The organism is Kribbella sp. VKM Ac-2569 (genome assembly GCF_004216905.1).
Taxonomy (GTDB): Bacteria; Actinomycetota; Actinomycetes; order Propionibacteriales; family Kribbellaceae; genus Kribbella.
Genome location: NZ_SGXJ01000003.1, coordinates 946,000 through 965,760, shown reverse-complemented (window position 1 = coordinate 965,760; position 19,761 = coordinate 946,000). Strand labels below are relative to the sequence as shown.

The 19,761-nt window shown below is 64.3% G+C and carries 16 protein-coding genes; 6 read left to right on the top strand and 10 right to left on the bottom strand.

The window, feature by feature from the left end:
* Positions 1-51: 51 nt before the first annotated feature.
* The 3 genes from EV649_RS41730 to EV649_RS24925 form a co-directional block, all read right to left on the bottom strand.
* Positions 52-504, bottom strand: a complete 453-nt coding sequence (locus EV649_RS41730) for a hypothetical protein (RefSeq protein WP_241998621.1) — start codon at positions 502-504, stop codon at positions 52-54.
* Positions 505-572: 68 nt separating this feature from the next.
* Entirely contained in the window at positions 573-1,049 is a 477-nt protein-coding gene (locus tag EV649_RS24930; protein WP_130385968.1) for an NUDIX domain-containing protein, read from the bottom strand.
* Positions 1,049-1,792 (bottom strand): helix-turn-helix transcriptional regulator, encoded by a 744-nt coding sequence (locus tag EV649_RS24925; RefSeq protein WP_130385967.1) that lies wholly within the window; start codon positions 1,790-1,792, stop codon positions 1,049-1,051. Before EV649_RS24925 ends, EV649_RS24930 begins: the two co-directional genes overlap by 1 nt.
* Positions 1,793-1,926: 134 nt before the next feature.
* On the opposite strand from EV649_RS24925, the gene EV649_RS24920 reads away from it, so the two are divergent.
* From EV649_RS24920 to EV649_RS24910, 3 genes are all read left to right on the top strand, one after another.
* Positions 1,927-3,327, top strand: coding sequence for an XRE family transcriptional regulator (locus EV649_RS24920; protein WP_130385966.1), 1,401 nt, complete (start codon positions 1,927-1,929; stop codon positions 3,325-3,327).
* Between the two features lie 10 nt (positions 3,328-3,337).
* A complete protein-coding gene (locus tag EV649_RS24915) occupies positions 3,338-3,796 on the top strand; it encodes a DUF296 domain-containing protein (RefSeq protein ID WP_130385965.1) in 459 nt (152 codons plus the stop codon).
* A gap of 165 nt (positions 3,797-3,961) precedes the next feature.
* On the top strand, positions 3,962-4,750 hold the full coding sequence (locus tag EV649_RS24910) for an ImmA/IrrE family metallo-endopeptidase (protein ID WP_130385964.1): 789 nt from the start codon (positions 3,962-3,964) through the stop codon (positions 4,748-4,750).
* 194 nt (positions 4,751-4,944) lie between these two features.
* Here EV649_RS24910 and EV649_RS24905 read toward each other — a convergent pair whose 3' ends face one another.
* Positions 4,945-6,030, bottom strand: a complete 1,086-nt coding sequence (locus tag EV649_RS24905) for a hypothetical protein (protein WP_130385963.1) — start codon at positions 6,028-6,030, stop codon at positions 4,945-4,947.
* Between the two features lie 1,056 nt (positions 6,031-7,086).
* On the opposite strand from EV649_RS24905, the gene EV649_RS24900 reads away from it, so the two are divergent.
* Positions 7,087-7,506, top strand: coding sequence for a hypothetical protein (locus EV649_RS24900; RefSeq protein WP_130385962.1), 420 nt, complete (start codon positions 7,087-7,089; stop codon positions 7,504-7,506).
* A complete protein-coding gene (locus tag EV649_RS24895) occupies positions 7,506-10,421 on the top strand; it encodes a hypothetical protein (RefSeq protein ID WP_130385961.1) in 2,916 nt (971 codons plus the stop codon). Before EV649_RS24900 ends, EV649_RS24895 begins: the two co-directional genes overlap by 1 nt.
* 435 nt (positions 10,422-10,856) lie before the next feature.
* Here the strand turns inward: EV649_RS24895 and EV649_RS24890 are convergent, their stop codons facing one another.
* The 3 genes from EV649_RS24890 to EV649_RS24880 all read right to left on the bottom strand — a co-directional run bounded on the left by EV649_RS24890 (position 10,857) and on the right by EV649_RS24880 (position 13,816).
* The gene (locus EV649_RS24890; RefSeq protein ID WP_130385960.1) at positions 10,857-11,204 is read right to left on the bottom strand and encodes a hypothetical protein; all 348 of its coding nucleotides are present in this window, start codon (positions 11,202-11,204) and stop codon (positions 10,857-10,859) included.
* Between the two features lie 174 nt (positions 11,205-11,378).
* Positions 11,379-13,091: a hypothetical protein gene (locus EV649_RS24885; protein WP_130385959.1), complete on the bottom strand. Its 1,713-nt coding sequence runs from the start codon at positions 13,089-13,091 to the stop codon at positions 11,379-11,381.
* A 518-nt stretch (positions 13,092-13,609) separates the two neighbouring features.
* A complete protein-coding gene (locus EV649_RS24880) occupies positions 13,610-13,816 on the bottom strand; it encodes a hypothetical protein (protein WP_198682660.1) in 207 nt (68 codons plus the stop codon).
* Between the two features lie 106 nt (positions 13,817-13,922).
* Between EV649_RS24880 and EV649_RS24875 the strand changes: the two genes are divergently transcribed.
* On the top strand, positions 13,923-14,378 hold the full coding sequence (locus EV649_RS24875; protein WP_130385958.1) for a hypothetical protein: 456 nt from the start codon (positions 13,923-13,925) through the stop codon (positions 14,376-14,378).
* On the opposite strand, the gene EV649_RS24870 is transcribed toward EV649_RS24875, so the two are convergent.
* The 3 genes from EV649_RS24870 to EV649_RS24860 all read right to left on the bottom strand — a co-directional run bounded on the left by EV649_RS24870 (position 14,358) and on the right by EV649_RS24860 (position 19,687).
* Entirely contained in the window at positions 14,358-15,779 is a 1,422-nt protein-coding gene (locus tag EV649_RS24870) for a hypothetical protein (protein WP_130385957.1), read from the bottom strand. The two genes, EV649_RS24875 and EV649_RS24870, sit on opposite strands and share 21 nt — an antisense overlap.
* Before the next feature lie 197 nt (positions 15,780-15,976).
* Complete coding sequence (locus EV649_RS24865; RefSeq protein WP_130385956.1) at positions 15,977-17,005, bottom strand: recombinase family protein; 1,029 nt, start codon at positions 17,003-17,005, stop codon at positions 15,977-15,979.
* Between the two features lie 162 nt (positions 17,006-17,167).
* The gene (locus tag EV649_RS24860; protein WP_130385955.1) at positions 17,168-19,687 is read right to left on the bottom strand and encodes a helix-turn-helix transcriptional regulator; all 2,520 of its coding nucleotides are present in this window, start codon (positions 19,685-19,687) and stop codon (positions 17,168-17,170) included.
* Between the last annotated feature and the right edge of the window lie 74 nt (positions 19,688-19,761).

Here is a 19,761-nt window from a genome sequence, read left to right as displayed (position 1 = left end):
GCGATCGTGGGCGCCCGTCGTACGCTCGGGCTGATGATGACTGCCGAGGAATCAGAATCGGTTGCCCGTCGGCTGCTCGCAGACGAGCTTCCCCGGCGCTGGGCGCACACTCAAGGCGTTGCCGCTCGCGCGCGTGAGTTGGCGACCATGCTCGGCGACCGAGCTGAACTCGTCGAAGCATCTGCCTTCCTGCACGACATCGGATACTCGGCGGCTGTGCGCTCGACGGGGTTCCATCCGCTCGACGGGGCTCGCTACCTTCGCGACGTTCTTGGCGCCGACAGCGTGCTGTGCCAGCTCGTCGCGCATCACACGGGCGCTTTGGTCGAAGCGGATGAACGGGGGATCGACAGACTTGTCGTCGAGTTCCCCCTGCCCGATCAGTCTCTGCTCGAGGCTTTGACGTACTGCGATCTGACCGCGGCCGTCGACGGATGCCAGGTCGACGTCGAGGAACGACTGAACGAGATTCTGAATCGCTATCCGTGCGACCACGTGGTACATCGCTCGATTGTGCGGTCGGAGCCCGCGCTGCGGTCCGCCGTACAGAACGTGCAACGCCGGCTCTGCGCCTAATCGAAGTACAGGGTTGTGCCTGGCTCGAGGTAGTGATCGATGCGACGACGCATCGTGCTGTTCATCTGCAGGCTGTTGAGCTCGGACTGTGGAATCCAGCGCACTCGGGTGCTCTCGCTGCTGGGTGTCGGAGTGCCGCCAGTGGCCCGGCCGCGGAGGAGGATGGAGAACTCCTGGCGGGCCTCACCGTTGCTCGTGTACAGGATGATGTGCTTCGGGTCCGTGTAGATGCCGAGAACGTCGAGGACCTCGCAGTCGATGCCGGTCTCCTCCTTGGTTTCGCGTACGCCGGCCCGCGACATGGACTCTCCGAGATCGATCGCTCCGCCGGGGAGTGCCCAATTGCCGTTGTCGGAACGCTCGATCATCAGGATCTCGCCGGCGTCGTTCTCGATGACGACGTTCACGGAGGGAACCATGCTGTTGGCGGCAGGCGCGTTCGGATCGTCGTAGTAGTCGATGCGCTTGGCCATCAGGACTCCGTCATCGGTGTTGCGTCGTCCCACACGCGCTCGAAGCTGTTGAGATAGTGCCGCGCGAGTTCGCCTCCAGGGATCTTCCGGAAATGCCACACAGGCGCCTGTGCCGCAGGGAGTCCGTAGATGTGCGTGTTCACGAACAGCCGGTCGTCGGCGCGGAAGATCGAGTTGTACAGGACGGTTCGATGCACACGGAACTCGACGTTCGAGACCTCGGACAGGTCGCGGTACAGGACGATGGCATTGCGAATCTTGGCGGCCAATGCCGTACCGATGCCTTCCTCCTCGCCTCGTTCGGCGATCCGCGGATCATCCGGATCGCCGATCAAAACCCGGACGCGCGCGCCGGCCTTGGCCCGCTTGCGGAGGACTCGCTGGAGTCCGGCGTCCTCTGCCAGGAACAGTCCTGCGTAGACGAGTACGCCGATCTCCTCCTCGCCGGACTCGAAGAGCTGCCGCCATTCGTCCATCGTCACGTCGGAGCGGTGAGGGTAGACGCGGACGACCTCGCTCTCTGCCACGGCCGCGGCTCGGTCGCGGGAGAGCGCATCCGGCCAGAGGTACGTCTCGTCCCTGCCCAGCCGCGTTGCCAGCCTGTGCCGGTTGCGCGGGAATGGGAGCTTGTCGCCCACGACCCAGCGCTCAACGGTCTTGACGTTGACTTCCAGCTCCTCCGCGAGTGCATGATGGGTGAGGCCCTGTTCCACCATCGCGGCTCGCAGTCGTTCGTTAGGCACGGGATCTAACCTAAGACATTTCGGGACATTTTGAGGCGAACCAAGACATCCCGGAGATGTCCGGTCGTGCCGTGACGCTGTCCCGACCTCAGCGATCATCCTTGCCGTCATGACGGCAAGGATGATTCAGGCTTATGGCTGACAGGACGCGTCAGCCCAACAAGCTGCTCCGGCAAGCGCGTGGCCGGATGTCCCAAGGCAGGCTCGCTGACTTGGTCAGCGCCGAGATCTATCACGCCACCGGCAAGGAAGCCCTCATCACCGCGAAGGCGGTCTCCGACTGGGAATGTGGCTGGTGCACCTGGCCGTCGGCCGATGTACGCCACGCGCTGTGTCGGGTGCTTCAGAAGGCCGAGCCTGCGGATCTCGGCTTCTACAAACGACGCATCACCGCGAGGCAGGCACCGGATCCTGTCTCGCTTCTCGACTTGATCACCGGCCCGCCCTCGATCCAGTCCGCAACCCTGTGTCTTCCGGCCGGCAGGTCGTACGCCGGTGTTGAAGTTGGTGCGCACTACTGCCAGGCGGAGTTGCCGGGGGAGGGGTGGTTGATGGTTGATCCCAAGGATGCCGCGCTGAACCGGCCTGATCGTCGGTCGATGGTGGTCGTCGCTGACCATGAACACCGCTACTACGCCTTCGACGGTCGCCGGTTCGTTGACCGCGCAGGTCGACGTACGGGGCCACAACCGATCTCGTCAGCGGCGATTCTCGACGATCTGACGGTGGGCATCATCTGGGCAACGACGAACACCGACGTCGCGCTGTTGGCGGACGATGCACGGTTGATGAGTAGCCAAGCTCGGCTGGCGCATCACGAAGGACGCCGTACGTCGGACGTGTCGCTGAGCGAGGTCCCGACGCTGAACGCTGTCGCGAGCCAGTGGTTGGGGTCCAGGTTCTGCGCTCGGCATATCACGCGGAACCTCGACCGATTGTCGGGGCAGCCGTTCTTCTGGACACGGGAGAAGCGGGGCGAGGAGGCTGCGTCCTGGCTGCTGTGGCGACACAAGTTCGACTACCTTCGCCGAACGTCGCGGTGGTTCCCGCGCATGCGTCGAGGCTTCTGCATCTCAGAGACAGACGTCGCCGAGTCCCCGATGTACGAGCGAGTCCTGCTCCTACTCGCTGCGGCGCTGATGGAGGCCTTCGGGATCACCGTCGAGCTGAGCGCCGAGCCTGAACACGCGGAGTTCGAAGGCTTCGTGCTCGGCGAGGAGGCGATTGTCGCGAATTGGCTGGGCGGTTCTGGGCTCTGGTACGTCGACGCGAGCGCGCCGCCGTCGCGCCGATCGATGTTCCGCGCGATCGCTGGTCAGGTGTCTGCGGAGTCGCTGGTATGCGAGGCTACAGCGGAGGGACGACTGCGGGCGCTCGCCGACTATCTGAACGTTCCGTGGCCCTGGTTCCGCAGACGTTGTGAGGAGCTGGCCACCGTCGGCGTGGATGACATCGCTCACCCGCGTAGCCGCCTGCTGTCGACGCAGGGCCTGAACACCGCGATTCGGTACGTTGCTTACATCAACGACATCTGAGGAGCTGAACTTGCGCGCCGCTGAACTGACGATGGGCCGCACCTTCGCGGTCCACTTCGACCATGGTGACGACTTCTATCCGGCGTTGGCCGAGTTCTGCGCGGAGTACGGCGTACGGCAGGGCTTCATCCCGATGTTCATCGCGGGCATGCACGACGTCCAACTCGTCGGCACCTGCGAGAAACTCGAAGACCCAGACGCGCCGGTGTGGAGCGCGGTACATCTGGAGAACGTGGAGGCGGTCGGTGGTGGCTCGCTCGCGTACGACGAGGAGTCCGGAACCGTCCTGCCCCACATCCACGTGTCCGTTGGCCTGAAGGCACACTCGGCAACAGCCCACACCAGCCATCTCCTGGGTGCGAAAATCCAGTTCCTCACAGAGATGTACCTGGTCGAGGTGAAAGCGCCGGCCTTCTCGCGCCCGCGCCAACCAGACCTGTACAACGTCCCATTGCTCGCCTTCGACTAGGTCCTGGATTCTCTCGACCGGGTTCAAAGGGCGTCCGCTACTGATGACTCTCGTGTCATGGGTAGCAGCCACGGGGGAGCAGGGAACCGATTCCGGGTGACCGTTGATGATCTCCGCAGAGCTGTCGATGCGGAGGTACGGCGGAACTGGTCCGATCGTCAGTGGATGCGCTGGCTTGACGCGGCTGCGGTCCTGCATGGTCAGTCGTTCAGGAATGTCGTTCTGATCAAGCTGCAGATGCCTGATGCCGTGTGGGTCGACGGTCGCCCCGGGTGGCAACGCCAGGGACGTCATATCGCACGCGGTGCCTCTGGCATCAGGATCGCTGCGTCGGCGCGGGATGTCGATCGCGCTGCGGGGCCGGTGCAGGGGCACGCAGTCGCGACGGTCTGGGACATCAGCCAGACAGAGGGCAGCCCGCCGCCTCCGATTGGAACGGTCGCGGGCCTTCGGCCAGAGGATGTGTATGCCGCGTTGGCGCGAGTGGCGCTCGATGCTGGGTACCGCGTCAACCGACGGCCGTTGCCGGACGAACCGAATGGTGCGATGACTGACCGCCGACGGCGGCGAGTCATCGTCAGCGACAATCTCGACGGCGCTGTCGCCGCGATGAGACTCGCGCATGAGCTGGCTCATCTCCGCATGCACAAGCTGTCTCACGACTCAGGCTGCCATGGCCTCGCCAGGCTGGAGGCTGAGTCGGTTGCTTACACGATGCTCGCGAGATTCGGTGTCCTACCAGCGCACCAGATGGCCAGCGCCGCCGGAACGATCGGCCGAAACCCATCGGTCCGTCTTGTTGAGACGTTGGGTGGTCGAGTTGTTGCTGCTGCGGGACGCCTGATCGGGGCTATGGACCGGCACCTGCCAACGGCACAGGTGCGACCGGGCAAGGCGCGAACCGCGCCGATGTGTCTCGACGCGGAGGATCGAGAACTCGACCGCGGCCTGTGAGCAGGTCTTGGTGCAGGTCAAACCGCGCTTACAAGTGCGAGGGGTTCCCATCCAGGTGGCCGTCTGCAGGCGGAAACCGCGGCGTCGCGGCTGTCTGCGCTGCCAGATCTGCCTCGGAATGGCTGAGGTCCTGGCATCTAGGTGCGAAGCGACGTCCTCGCTCCTCTGCCTGACCACACCGAAGCATCGGGTCTTTAGCTACCGGCCGGAGTCCGGGGCTCTGCTGTCGGCGCCTGTCCGCCGCTCGTCTGCGCAACCAGAGCCTTGATAATCAGTAGTCTGGCCGTCGCCTGCTCGGCTTCTCCAAGTTGGTCGGCGATCCTCTCGGCCGACAGAACTCGCTCCAACTCGAGCGGATGGGAGAAGAACGCGAGCACTTCACGCGACGAGGATTCGGAGTTACGTAAGACAGCCGTAGCAATATATGCCGTCAGGCCGGCACCAATGACCCCGACCGCCCCAGTAGTGACCGAAGATGCAACAGTCGGGGCGATTGCAGCAGCGAGTCCGGCAAGGATCACGAAAATCAGGCCGACGGCTAATGCGATACGGGTCGTCGCGCGAGTCGACGCGGCGTACGCGGTCACGAGGGTGTGATATGCCTCCAACCGTTGCCGGTTGTTCGCCCACATCGTCTTGAGCGCCAATGGATCGGTCCCGCGTGCCGCCTCACGATCGGCGTCACGGACAGCCTCCAATGCCAAGCGAGACTCAAACGAAAGCCGTCGGCTGTCCTCAAACCATCGATACGCGGTGACCGCGGTTACTACGATCCCGATGAGCAATCCGAGCGCTATGAAGGCATAGGTGTACACCTCATGGAGTGCGCTCGCGGCCCGAGCCTTCGCAGTCGTTGCGTTCGCGACCTCGGTTCGCGCTGCGTCGTACTTGCCTTGTGCTGCGCCTTGAGCGTTACCGGCATCCTCCAACGCAGTCCGAGCGGCATCGATCGAGGCTGGTGTTGACGAATTCGATCTACTCTCCGATTCCAGCTGCACTTGCTGAGCGATCGTGTAGTCGCGGGCTTCTATGAGAGCGGCATAAGCGGTGTCCGTCGCGTCGGACGCGGTGGACAGCGCCTCGGTTGTTGTATTGCGGGCGTCTCGGCGGTCAAACCAAAGTCCCGCCAGTACGGTGACGGATACAACCGTGAAGATCAGAATGAGGTACACACACATCCGGCGGAACCCTCGAACGGATGATGCTTCGCCTGATGCTGGCCAGGGCGCGTCAGTTTTCGAGGTTTCAGGCGCCGGCTCAACGTTGGCCTTCGCGGTCATGCGTGTACTTCTCCCCCCAGAGAGCTGGGTCGCACCTGCGACGCATAAGGTCTGTATCTTGTGCCAGGGCTCGATCCTGCTGCAATAGCGCAGGCTCAAGGCTTGCAGACAGACAACGCGACCTCGAAGCGCCTCCGGTCGGTCCAACGGGGCTGCATATGTCGGGCACATCGCTCGCTCGCGGACGAGGGCCGCCCGGGGACTGCCGTTCGTGCCTCTGATCAGGCTGTCAGACACCACGGATTCAACGGCTATTGCGGCTCGAACTGGTTGCCGTCGAGGCGCCGGACCCGCGGGGCTCGGCTCCTTCGGCCGTGTCCGCTACTCACCGGAATGCGCGACCGGGCTCCCTAACATGCCGACGAACCGTGAGAGACATGTGTCGAGAGTAATCTCTCAGATCAAGAGAGAGCCAACACTGGAGTCGCGGGCTCCCGGGGAGTGAAGCCCGGCCATTTGCAGGGACAGGCTGGCCGAGATCGGTCGACCCCGCAAGCGGTCTCCACCCCTCGAGCACGGTCGTACCAGGCAACAAGGCGTGAGCTGGGCCGGGTCCGAACGCATCCGAACGACTTGGAAACCGTGGCAGGATGTCGTCCAGTAGTCACTGGCGGTGGGGGCCTGCTCAGTTAGGGCAAAGCAGCCCACTATCCGGTGCGCGCGATCCGGGCGGTCCGATAGGAGGTAGGCGGCGTGGTTGAACCCGGCACGGCCGCGCTGCCACCTGCGTCCCCACTAGGTAAGCCCGCGCGCGAGCCACAGCAACCGCGCGAGCCGGACCCTCCTCTGACGGGCATCTGGACGCCGGAGCGGCAATCACTTCGTGCCGAGATGCTCAAGCAAGATGCAACCATCGGCGGGTTATACGAGGTGGCCGTAGATGGCATGGACCCTGCGGGGTGGTCGATGCCGAGGCTCGTAACCGTTGCGCACTGTGTCCGCGAGATCTGTAGTGCGCTGCCGCACGTTCTCGGGATAGACGGGCTGCCACCGCGTTCGGACACATCAGCCGCCGGTCATGAGCTATCGCGAGTCTGGAGTGAGCACAGTGACGAGTTGGGTGCGGCCGAGGAGGCGGCAGCCGTTGCCGATACCGATAACACGACCGAACCGCAGCAGCCGAAGGCGCTTGTGCGGCGAACTGTTCCCAACGCGCTGATCGTTGCCGCGGCCGCCTACGTCGTCGCCGATGTCGAGGGGTCGCGCAACGCGCGGAAGGTGCGCGGCGCGCTTGTGACCGGGACACTCACCGAGAATCACGCCAACATCACTACATTCGCGAAAACGCAGAAATTCTTCATCAGTTACGTCCACCTCAGCCGGCCCGTCCGTGCGCTGCCCACACATGCAGTGGCGTTGGGACACTTCGAGCGAGTCGAGATCGTCCTGCGTGCGCGCGTCGAGCAGTTCTTCAAGAGCCTCGCCGCCGTTGAGACAATCCTCGTGGCCGCCAACCGAAAGAGGGGCGACGCGTAGTGCGTGCCGACGACGACCTCGGCTACGAGGCACCCACGAAGCAGCAGGTGGCGGACGCCCTGCTCGTGCTTGGTGCCGACGAGCAGCATCGGCGACTCTTCTACCAGGGCTTGCAGAATCCGTTGTGGGTGGAGCCGCTGGACAGGCTCGGTGCGTTCGACGAGGTGCCCGCGCCGTTCGAGGACGCCGAGGGCAACCTCAGATCGAAAGTGTGGTCTGAGGGTGAGTACCTCGTGCGGATGGCTGAATTTATCCCGTCGAAGGTCGCGCCGATCCTCGTCAGGATGGCAGCCACGGAAGACCCCTTTGCTCGACGCATGGTCGTGTCAGCCACCGCTCGGCTCGACGGCGAGAACGCAGCAAGGCTGAGCAAGATTGTTGGCGAGTACCTGAGCGCCGATCGTAGCCGCTTGGTGCCGCCGGAGGAGATCGTCCGAATCGGCGAGGCACTCATAACGGCCGGCAAGTCGAAGCAAGCGCTACATGTCGCGTCCCGCGCGTTTGGTCCACGCGAGGCGACCGGCACTGATGGAAAGGCGGTTCGCTTTGGAGGGGACCGCGTGGTTGTAGGGATCGATGACTACGCCTATAGCGAGACGCTTGCCTCGGTGTCGATTGCGATGGCGCCGCTTGGTGCGAGATGGCTCGCCGAGCTTCAGCGGTGGCTCGAGCGTTACCAGGTACTGGCGCGAGGTCTCGAAGCGGCTGGCGACGACAGCTCAGGCGAGGTTGAAACCGACCGTAGTTACGTTTGGCGTCCTTCGATCGCCGCTCACGAACAGAACAACCACTTCGATGATGTCGGGAACGGTCTAGTCGACGCCCTTCGTGACGCCGCGATCCGTGCGCTCGCAGACGGACTGCCGGTAGTCGATGTGGTTCGGCCTCTCCTGGAGAGCCGCCAGCCGCTCTTGCGTCGCGTTGGCATCCACATCATCACAGTCGCAGTTGGCCTGGGCCTGGATAGTGCGCAGTCGCTGGCCGCGGATGTCCTCGGTGATGAGCAATACCTCGAAGTCGACTACCGCCACGAGTACGCGGAGTTCGCAAGGCGCGCGTTGCCGGTTGCGGCGAGTGATGTCGTCGCTGCTTGGACGCGGGCTGTGCTCGACGGCCCGACTGCCACGGACGACGAAATCAGGGGATGGCTTTCGTGGCGGTTCCCGGAGACTGACGTACCGCAGGAGGCTGTCGACGAGCGTCGGCGCGTCTGGCAGATGCGAATCTTGAGCTCCATCGCAACGGGTATGCCTGATGCGGCTGTTGCTCGTCTGACGGATCTGCAAGCGGAGTTCGGTGAGTGGGAGCACGCTGACTTCCCGAGCTTCGTTAGCTCCGGGGCCGGCGAGAAGGCGCCAGCTGAGGTCGAGGACATCGCTTCATGGAGCCTCCCGGAGGTCGTCACCTTCCTGCGGTCGTGGAGCGAGCCGGCGGACCGGGCCTTCCATGGGCCTACTTACGGGGGCGTGACGTTCGCACTGATGCAAGACGTAAAGGCTCGACCTATCGAGTACGCGGAGGCGGCGGGAAGCTTTGCCGACACGGACCCTCGCTACATCGCGTCGCTGTTTAACGCGTTCCGCGAGATCGCCGACTCGGGGACGGCGTTTCCGTGGGCGTCCTTGGTGCGGTTGGGAGCCTCGCTGGTAGCGATGCAGCCGGCCGAGGCGATTGATGGCGACATTCATGGTCGGGGAACCGATCTCGCATCGGTGCACGACTCGTTGTTATCCATGCTCCTGGGCGGCCTGTCAGCCGGTGGTGACACGAAGCCCATCGTCGATGTTGACGCTTGGCCCGATGTGGTTCGGATCGTGTCTGCACTGTCACTCGACCCCGATCCGACGCCGGAACACGAGGCCGAGTACGGCGGGTCCAACATGGACCCGCTCACTCTCTCGATGAATACCGTCCGCCCAAATGCGCTGCGTGTCGCCGCCCGCCTCGCGCGATTCAGCAGTGGAATGGATGAGCGGGGTACGTCTGTCCCCGAGATCAACAAGGCGGTATTGGACGTACTTGATGGGCGGCTCGGATCGGAGCGGGACTCAAGTCTGACCGTCGCTGCCGTCTACGGCGAGGCTCTCAGTTCGTTGGCCTGGAGCAACTCGGCGTGGACTCGCGAGCGTCTGGCTCGGCTGTTCGAGGGTGATGGCGACTACACCAGCGTCGTTATGTCGACCGTCCTTGCGGCGTACGCCCCTTCGGCCTTCTTGCTCGAGCTCCTCCGTCCGTGGCTGCCGCAGTGGCTGGACCGCCTTGTAAGCGATGAGCCGGTCAAAGTCGGGTATGAGTCACGTCGGTCGGCGACGGAGTCGCTGGGTGATCACCTCACGTTGCTCGCTGCGCGTGGAGAGATCGAGCTCGACGACCCGTTGCTTCTCGCCTACTACGCGCAGGTCGATGTAGCCGCTCGCTCCACAGTGCTCGGCCACCTCGGGTGGATGCTCCTGCACTCGAAGGCCCCGGAGGAGTTTCTTGCTCGCGCCCGGGCGATCTGGGACTGGCGGGCGAACGCGGTTGAGGGCTCGGAGGACCAGTCGCATGAGCTAAGCGGCTTCTACTGGTGGGTGAGGTGCGGTCAGTTCTCACCGACGTGGTGGATGCCGAGGCTGCTCGTTGCCAGCCAGGTTCCCGGGTTCGACGGGCGCGGGATGATTGGCGAGCAGATCGCGGAAGCTGCGCAAGCTGACCCCAGCGCTGCATTCGATGTCCTCGCTGCGTTGTTCGAATCGGGTGTAGGCGACTTTAAGCGTTACGACTTGATCGAGAACGCACCTGCCGTGCTTGCCGCTGTTCTCGATGTCGACGACGTCGATCTGACAGCGAGGGCCGAGGCACTTCTCAACGATCTTGGCCGGGCAGGACACCTCACGATGCTCCAGCGGGTCAACGAGCTGCGGGCATGCCGCTGAGAGCCGGGGTTCACTCCGGCGGGTGAATGCGCGCGAGGATCTCACCGGGCGAGGGCTGGGGAGTGGGCAGTGAACGAACTCCGGGTGGGATCCGAGGTCGGTGACTACGACGCGCGAAGGGCGTCGGCGTCGGTGTTCTTGTACGAGGCCAGAGCCTTGAGGCCCGTGGACCGCCAACCGACGCTCGGCGGTCATGACCGCCGAGCGTGGCATGGCTCGTAACACGAAGTACCTGGGCCCGATGACAATGTCGGGTCGAATGAGGCTCCGCGTGCAAGCACAGACGCCGGTTGAGAGCGGATGTGACGCTGTCGTTCCTCCTCGTGATGAGAAGGTCGTCCGAGTCGCGCCATCCGCCGGCTTGATCGCCGGGCTGCTGGGACCACGCCACAAGACGAGCGTCGGTTGTAGATTCCCGATCGATTTGTGGCAGGCCTATGTGTAGTACTCGAGCCCGTTGCCCATGCTCCTGATCCGGGCGGAGGCGTCGTCGTCGTGCCGAGCATTAGCAACAGCGTTGATGGCCCGATTCGAGAGGTTGAGGGCGCGCCGGAGGCTGTCAGGGACTGGTGCATCGTAAGGACCGCCAACGACCTTGTCGGCCTGTTCAACGGCTGACATAGCCTCGTTCACCTGTGGCACAAGATGGTGCAGATCCCGCCCGCGATCAGGCTCCGTTGGTTGCTCTATTGCGAGGAGCACCTTCGGTAGGTCCTGTCCGACCTGAAACAGCCTTCTGCGCGCGGCCTCAAGCGGACTGTCCGGGCGCTTCTTGGCTACCATCGCCGCAGGTTAGCACCCGCCGACGTGGAGGCCCGAGGAACGAACCGCGGCATCTGAGCACCAACATCGGCGACTAGGCTTCCGTCCATCCGACCGGCTCGGCGTACCGGCACGGCAACCAAGTTGCACTACTCAGCGGAACAGGTGCGGGCAGGCCGCGGATGCCTCCGACTTCTAGTTCGGAGGCGCAGGCTTTGACTGCGAGATGAAGAGTGGGCGCTCGCGTACGAATCCGGAGACATCTGGCGTCGAGCGAGGTGGCGGCTCACGAAGCCAGGTCGCGAGGTCCGTTGACGTCCATGTCAGATTTTCGCGCTGCTGGCCCGAGATTTGTGCTCGTACGGCCTGGTGCTCGCGCAACTGCTGGCGGGCGACCACTAAGAGGAGCAGTGCCCCGACTGCATGGGGCGTCAACTCGGTTGCAGACCTAAGCCAACCAACAAACGCGCGAATGCTAGAGGCTGATTTAGTCGCTGCTCGCAGGTCGATGACCATTGCCCGATCGCCGATCTCCCACGCGCCTTCGACAGGGTCGATCGCGGAAAGATCCGGTTCGAACTGATCAGCTGGCTGCGGTAGGAGCGCGGTCCCGACGAGTATGTGCGTGCCAAGCTCTCGATCTGTGTCGATCTCGACGACGCCCAGTGCACCAAGCTGCGCCTCAGCCTGGGACAGATCGAGGCCGAGTTCTTCGCGCGCTTCTCTGATTATCGCGCTCATCACATCCGGGAAGCCACGGGCATCGACGTCGGCATGGACGCCCTCTCTGCTCGCCAGTTCGCAGTTGCCGCTAACGGTGCCGGCGTAACCGCCCGCGTGGACAACATAGTCAGAACGCTGCACCAGTAGGACGTTCTCGTCACGATCCATCGCCACCAAGTTGAGCGAGAGCAGTCGGGACAGTCGCGGCGTAGCGCTGATGGCGGCCGCCTCGGGCACCTGAGTCGCGCGGAAAGCGAAATAGGAGGTCTCGCTTAGGCACAGGTGGAGTTTCTGGCGACCGGTCACCCGGTCGATCTCGAGCCGGTATCCGTCGCCGTGCCAGCGAGTCAGAACACCGTCGAAGGTGAGTGGGTCATGCGCCGCATCGCCTATGGGGTCGTCGACGTAGGTGAGCTGGCGAGGCAGGCCGTCGTCGGCTTCGGCGACAGGCTGGCCGTTCAGCGTGATTCGGTATGGCTGGAAGGATGCGCCCACCAGGGGAAATGTTATTGATGACCTGGTGCTGCCCATCTGTGGCCACGTGACCAGCCGAACGCTGCGCTTGATGGTGCCGCCTGGTCCCTTGCGTGTTGACGGCAGAGCGACGACGAAGCCCCGAAGTTCGGCTGGATCGCTGGCCGGCGGGATGGGGCGAAACGATGCCCAGCGTCGCAGCTGGAACGCGGTCTCCCGAGCGCAGGCATACTCTTCAGCAACGAGCGGTCCGGCCGTTGACCGCAACAACCACCGTCGCCGCACCGCGACGGCGTACCTGTCATAGGACGCCGACAGCAGCAATAGTCGCCGCTCGTAATCGGCCTCGTCCGCGACGGGGGCGAACGTGATTGGAACAGGTACCGGCAATTGCTGGGATCCAATGTGCTCGTCGGCGCGGGCGGCAACCAATTCCGACAACCACGCGATCTCCTCTTGAACAATGGGACGGCCGCGCGCGACGCGACGGCCTACGACCGTTCGTGTCGCGAGGCCGAAGCGCCACCGATTCACGGGCCAGCCCGCACGGCGCAATGCTCGAAGTACGAAGCGGCGCCGGCGAGCGAACAGGGCGCGTGCCTGGTACTTCGACCAGCTGGCCAACGCGCCCACCGCAAGCGCAATCACAGCCACCCCGGCGCCGAGGATGTTCGACCACCCGACCGCGTCATCGAAGCGAATGCGAACCACTCCCTCTGACACTGCACCTCACGTCTGTGGGGTGCGGCGAACAGCTGTCCAGTCGTCGCCGTGAAGTAAGGAGGGGTGTGCGGCGCAAGGAAATACAAAAGTTGGGGAGTCGCTTTCAGTAGGTGAAGCGGGCCCGGATCATCGACCTTCAGAGGTGGCAGCATGTGATCGGACTCAGTTTGATGGATTGGCCGGTGCGGGCCCGCAGGCGGGGAGCGCAGCTGACACGCTCGGCCTCCGGACCGGACAACCCTTGAACGGAGGTCCCGGTCTGGCAATGGCTCTGTCAATGAACTCCAGTCAACTCCAGCCAGATTTGGCAGCAGAGACAGGCTGAAAGCCACGTGTTCCGCCTCCAGACGATCCTGTCCGTGGCGAACCTCGCACTTGTAAAGCGGTGGTTCGACCTACACATCGAACTGGCAGGAACGGCAGTTGATGAGCCGGGAGTAGCGCCCGGTTCGCGGCAGATGATGGTGCCTGGGGGATGAGAACCGACAGTCCTGCCAGCTCTCGGTTCAGTCCGGAGCGCAGACGTAGAGTTGGAGCGCAGCATCTGCGGTGAGTGGCGCACGGGACCAGTCGCCGAAGCGTTCAACAACCCGAAGACCGCCAAGCGAGAGCAGCAGCGGCAACTCCTGGGGGAAGATGCTCCTGATCTCGAGCAGCGCGACACTGAAGTCGGCCTCGGAATCGGTCGAGAAGTACCACCTGCCGCGAGTCACCTGCGCGGGCCTGCGGGACGCCCGGCCCTGCGCTCGTCTAGGCCACCAGTGGTGGCATTGCCAGGCGCCGTGGCGCTGGGCATAGTGAGTCGAGGGGGTGAGAGCGATGGCTGACCTACGTGTCGTCGTCATGGGTGGGGATGAGCCGACGGAACTGCTCGAGGACGCCGCGGAATCGGGGCTCAGGCGGGTGACGTCTACGGGCGGTGGTGAGCTCGCCTTGGATCCGGCGACCGCGATCATCCTGACGGGTGCCGCGGTCTTCGGCGCGCGGTTCGTGATCTCGGTCCTCGAGCGGCGTAAGGGCGGGATGCGGATCGACCTGGGAACCCAGCCGCACACCGTCGAGCGGATCCGGGACATCCCGTACGGCACGGTGGTGATCCTGACCGCCGATGACGACGTCCGCATCCAGACCATCGACGAGCCGAAAGAGGTCGTGGAAAGGATCCTCACCTCGATCCTGACCCTGCCGCGCGACGTCGGGTCTCAGGAGGTCGGTCAGGTTGTCGGCGGGATGGGAGCCGCGCTGGAGGGGACGTCAGATCCGGTAACCCCATGACTGCAGACCGGTTCTCACTTGGCACACGGCGGTGGGTGGCAGTTGGTCGAGAGTGACGATTCCTTCGCTGCAGCGCGGCGTACGGCCGTCACACACGTGAGCTCGCGCCAGCGGGCACCTGAATGTGCCTCCGGCCACGAGCAGGTCGAACAACTCGAGGTCGATGTTCCGCTCGATCAAGGCCCGGAAGAGTGGGCCTTTGACCGAGTCGTGGAACTGGACGCCGACGACGATCCCTTCGATGCCGTAGCCCTCGACCATCATCTGCAGCGGGGTCTTCGCATCCACGAGCTGGGTGATCCCCTTGCCCCGACCGGACTGGAGCCGATGGGAGATCGCATCGCGGCGCATCTGGAGCAGCGGCATGTCCCAGGGCTGCGCTGCGATCGCCTCGTCCAGATCCGCGATCCACTCTGTGTAGATCTCGTGCGTAGGCGGATACGCGAAGTTGGACGATTGCAGCAGCATCCGTTCGGCCTCCGGCGCATCATCGGCGATTATCGATCGGATCATGGTCTCGTAGTCGTCGCCGGACATCTTGTTCAGGGCCTTCGTGAGGACGAGGAAGCGCACGACCGGGTCGAACATGGCCGCGTCGGCGTCGAAGCGCTCGACGAATCGAGGCGGTGGATGCGCTTGGGCCAGGTCGAGCAGCCACGGCGTGATCAACATCGCCGGGTCGTACAGTTTGACGATGAGCTCCGTGGTGAGCGCCTCGTTCGCGATCGCGACCATGACCTCGAGCAGAGCGACTCCGTAGACCTCCGGCATCTCGTCGATACGCCATAGGGAGGTGCTTGCATCGAGTTCGGACCGGGTCTGCTGCTCGACCGCCGCGTCGACAATGAACCTGGTCACGTGACAGGCGGCTTCGCCTTCCAGGATCTGCCGCAAGGTGAAGTCGCCCTGCGCCGCCGCGTTGGCGAATTCGCTGCCCAGACATCGTTCGAGTGCAGCGCTGACCGCAGGCGTATTCCACTGCGAACCCTGCAGCTGGCGGAAGCCGATGGTGTCCTGATGGATTCGACGAAGAAGGTCATCTGTCCGCGCATCGTTGTCGTCGGGCACGATCCCTTCGCCAGTCTCCCGATAGGGCAGCGGTGAATCCTCGGTGATATGGCGGCGAAGTTCTGCGACGAGTGCCGGCATCGACTCCCGAGTCTGGAAGTGATCCCAGGCACCCAGCCCGGTGGACACGTCCTGCTGGAGGTGGATCAGTTCATGGAGGATGGAGATCGCCGCGCGGACATCTCGGGGGCGGGTCCAGCGGAACGTGCCGACGATTTCCTGGGCGAGGGTCTCGACGACCATTCGACCGTTGGCCGTGGCGCTACCGAGCAGCGACACCATCTGGCTCCCCCACCGATAGTGCGCAATGCCGTTCGCGTGCAGCTCCTGCACCCCTCCCACAGGCTCAGTGTCGCAGTCACGGGCAGGTGTGGACAGAGCTCATCGCCGTACGCCGGCAGGTGACTGGTCCCGGACAGGTGGGTGAGAAGAAGGTGTAGGGGGTTGGCGCTGGGGGCGGCGGTATTGCATGTGACGTGGAATGCGATGGCACATGGGGCACCGGCGAGGGGTTCTTGGGTTGAGCGGCTCTACTCGTGACGCCGCCCGCACACCCACTGGCCGCCGACGTCAGTCCAGTCGTGGCCGGCGAGCCAGAGCGCAGCGGAGTCGGGGACCTTGGCCGGGGCCTCGGCGGCGAACGCGCCGCCGAGCATGACCGTTGAGCTGCATAGGCCGCACATCACGATCCGGGCCTGGTGGGGCTGGCAGCGTTCGCAGTGCCAGCGCTTGACGACGGATCCGGCCTGTGCTGGGTCAGGTTCGAGCCACACGGTCTCGAGCCCTTCGCGGTGCAGTTCTAGTTCGTGCTTGCTCGACGGACTGTGACCGCAGGTCGGGCACGCATTGGCTCGCGGCGTCGCCGGCATCGGCTCGTCCCTCGTACTGTCGGCGGCCGTCGCAGCCGGGAGCTCGAGCGGAGCTGGTGCGCTGGCCATGGCGGGGGAGCGGAGTTCGGGGATGTACTTGTAGATGGTCGAGCGGCTGACGCCGAGCAGCTTGGCGATCGAGGTTACGGAGTGATCGGGCTCGGCGAGGAGGGTTCGGGCCGAGCGCACCTGGTCTGGTGTCATCGCTGGCGGCCGGCCGAGCCGTGTGCCGCGCGCCCGGGCAGCGGCGAGGCGTTCGTGGGTGCCTTCCACGATGAGCTCGCGGATGAACTCGGCGAGGGCGGCGAAGATGTGGAACACGAGCCGACCGCCCGGAGTCGTGGTGTCGATCGCCTCGTGCAGTGATCGGAACCCGACTCCGTTGCGTCGAAGGTCTCCGACAATGTTGAGGAGATCCTGCAGCGACCGGGCGAGCCGGTCGAGGCTCGGTACGACGAGTGTGTCGCCCGGGCGCAGGTAGGCCAGGCAGGCGATGAGCTCGGGCCGATCGGCGTCGCGGCCGGACTGCTTGTCGGCGAACACCTTGATGCAGCCGGCCTCGGTCAGCTTGAGTAGCTGCCGGTCGAGGATCTGGCCGTGGGTCGACACCCTGGCGTACCCGACCGAGGCGTCTGTGAGCACCGCGGGTTCGGCGGCGAGTAGGTCGGGTGCGGTCACGGGGGTCGCCATGCCCGCGACTGTATGAGAATCGGTTGGCCGCCGATTTGTTGGACACTCCAACTTTGCAACACGTTTTTTCGACACTCAGATCCCGTGTGTCGGGTTGCCGATCGGTCTCCCGGGACCAGTGTCGGGAAAACGATCGATTCTCAACATGCCACCCAGTCGGAGCTAACTGGGTGCACGCACAGCGCTAGCCCACGAATACCACCGCCTGAGATCCAGGTCTCTGCGGGAAGGGATCGTTACCCCGTTTGTCTGTAACCACAAACGCCAAGCATCGCAGCGGGGGTCGGTGGCAAGGTTCTGCACGATGTCGCGGGCACGGGGATCACCAAGGACGATCAGATCGTTAAGTCTCTCCGTCCGGGTCCATAGCTGGAGTGAACCTTTGGCTAGCGTCAACCAAATGTCGGCGCCGCGGGGATCATCGAAGTCCACCATCAACTTGCCCGCCAGCGACAGCCGGTGCCAAACCTGCGCTGAGGTATCGGTGGCTACTACATACAGCGCATCAGCGGCACGGGGATCACGGCGTTCGGCCAACCTTTCAACCAGCCCGACACGGTCGCGTGGATAGATCTTGTGATCTCCCGCGATGGAGACCACTAGGTCGCCGGCGCGGAGATCGTGTAGCTGGATCAGCAACCGCGCCGCACGGACCCGTTGATAATCCGGTCGCCGACGCTGGTTGGCCGCCAGCGCCGCCAACACATCTTTGGCCGAACGGACAATGTCGTCGGGCAGGGAGGTGCCGAGCATGACTTGCTCCGCCACGAATTCGGCTCCATGCAGACCAGAGGCCAGCCGTTTGAGGTATGGCAGGCAACTGCTGGGGTCCGTCTGCTGTACTGCGTCGATGAGGAAACCGTCGATCGAGAGATCCTTTGCCGCCTGATGTCCCCAGGAGGGCACGCCCTCAATGAGATAACGCAGAAAGCGCGGCCAACTCTGCGGCACCGGCGACTCCACACGCTGCGTGCCAAGCTCCTGAAGCCTCCTCTTCTTGGCCTTCGGGTCTCGGACGAGATGACGCATGGCGAAGTATTCGAGCAAGGTCTGGTGTAGAAAGACCAGGTCGCCCGCTTGCTCGGTGAGCAGCCCGCTGCGAGTCAGATTCGTCCGGAGGAAAGCTCCCCAAACATCGACGGGCACCCTTGGCGGTCGCTGAGCCTCGGGCCGAGACTCTACGATCTCGATCGCCAAGGTCAGCCGGGGGATGAAGAGGCTTCCGCCGGGTACGACCACCTCTTCCATCTCCCGGAGCTGGCGAAGCACAGATACACCGGGGAGGTACCGCTGGGACCGCGCGGCCGCAAGATAGGCGATCAGGTCGTGCAGGTGGTCTAGCGTGTGCTCGGCCTTCTCAACGGCCGACTTTCCGTAGCGTCGGAGGCCCTCGACGCCGTTTCGGACGTTAGCTGTGTGTTGGCGCTCGTACAGCAGTGCCACGAATTTGTCGTAGATGTCTCCGCGGCTGGCTGGCAGGGGCTGGGCGGGATCGGCGGCGTGTAGTTGACACAGCATGCACGCCATCAGCGGAGTCCGCGCGAGCTCGGCCCACTTGGTCGAAGCGATGGCATGGGCGAACCGCACGGCGGTTTGATCTGGCTCGGACAGTCCGAGAGCGCGGAACCAGCTGCGGGCAACGTGTTCGAGATCCTCGGGACCGAACGGCTCCAGCTCGTAGCGCGGCACTGCGTGAGGCGACGATCGCCCGTTGTTCAGTAGGCCGAGGACGTCGTCACCACCGGGCAGGTGTCGGGTCGCGACTATGAATCGATATAGGGATGCGCGCTCGCCAGTAGAGACCGCTCCCAGTTTCTCGAGGATCCTCCGTTGGGCGCGCGGATCGGCGACCTCGTCTAACCCATCGACAAGCACCAGCCAGCCCACTCCTGGATGCGGAGGATCGGCGAAGAACCCTGAAGGGAGCGGCTCGAGCAAGCCGTGCGTTGCCAAATCCGCGTTGACCGCCGCGGCGAGCGCCTGGGCCAATGGGAGATCGGTCAGCGCAGCTGCCGGAACCAGGACAGGGACCCTGTCCCCGACCCTGCCGTCGATCCACTGCTCCATACCCGTAGCAAGGTGTGTACGCAGCAAGCTCGATTTGCCACCTCCCGGCCCGGCTAGCACTACGCATGTCTGGTCGCCGGATAGCGCCTCCTCGGCGGCCAGTGATCCGGTCCCAGCGACGGCAGTCGTCTCGTCGGCGTCGGCAGACCGGGTTGTGCCCAGGGGTATGGCCTGCTGCTGGCGGTAGACGGCTGCGAGCGGTGGCATGTCCTGGATGACGCCCGGGTATGGGTGGCTGCGTGCCGCGCGCTGTGCAGCTGCGAGGTAGCTTTTCAAAAGCTGCCCACCCTGTGGAATTGACGTCCGGGCGCGGAGCCGACGCGCCTCGGGTGTTTCGCGCTGCGCGTCGCGCAGTTCACGCCACCACGCGATCGAGTGCCAATGGTGTTGGGGATCCCGTCGCTTGGCCAACCCCTCGAGGAGCACGATGATGCGGTCCTGGACTCGCGGGTCGTTAGGGGCCCTGACCTTGCCTTTGAACCAGTCACTCAGCGTTTGCTCGGACACCCGGATCGGGGGATCTTGCCGGCTCGCCAGTGTGGCAATCTGCTTTTGAAAGAGACCGGCAGCGTCCCGCAGCCGACGGAGCTCTACATCGAACACCTCATCCGCCACGCGGCCCCCTTCGCTCCCACGGACCTCGAAATGATCCGGTCCGGATACGGCCGGATCAGTCGGATTGGGCCGCT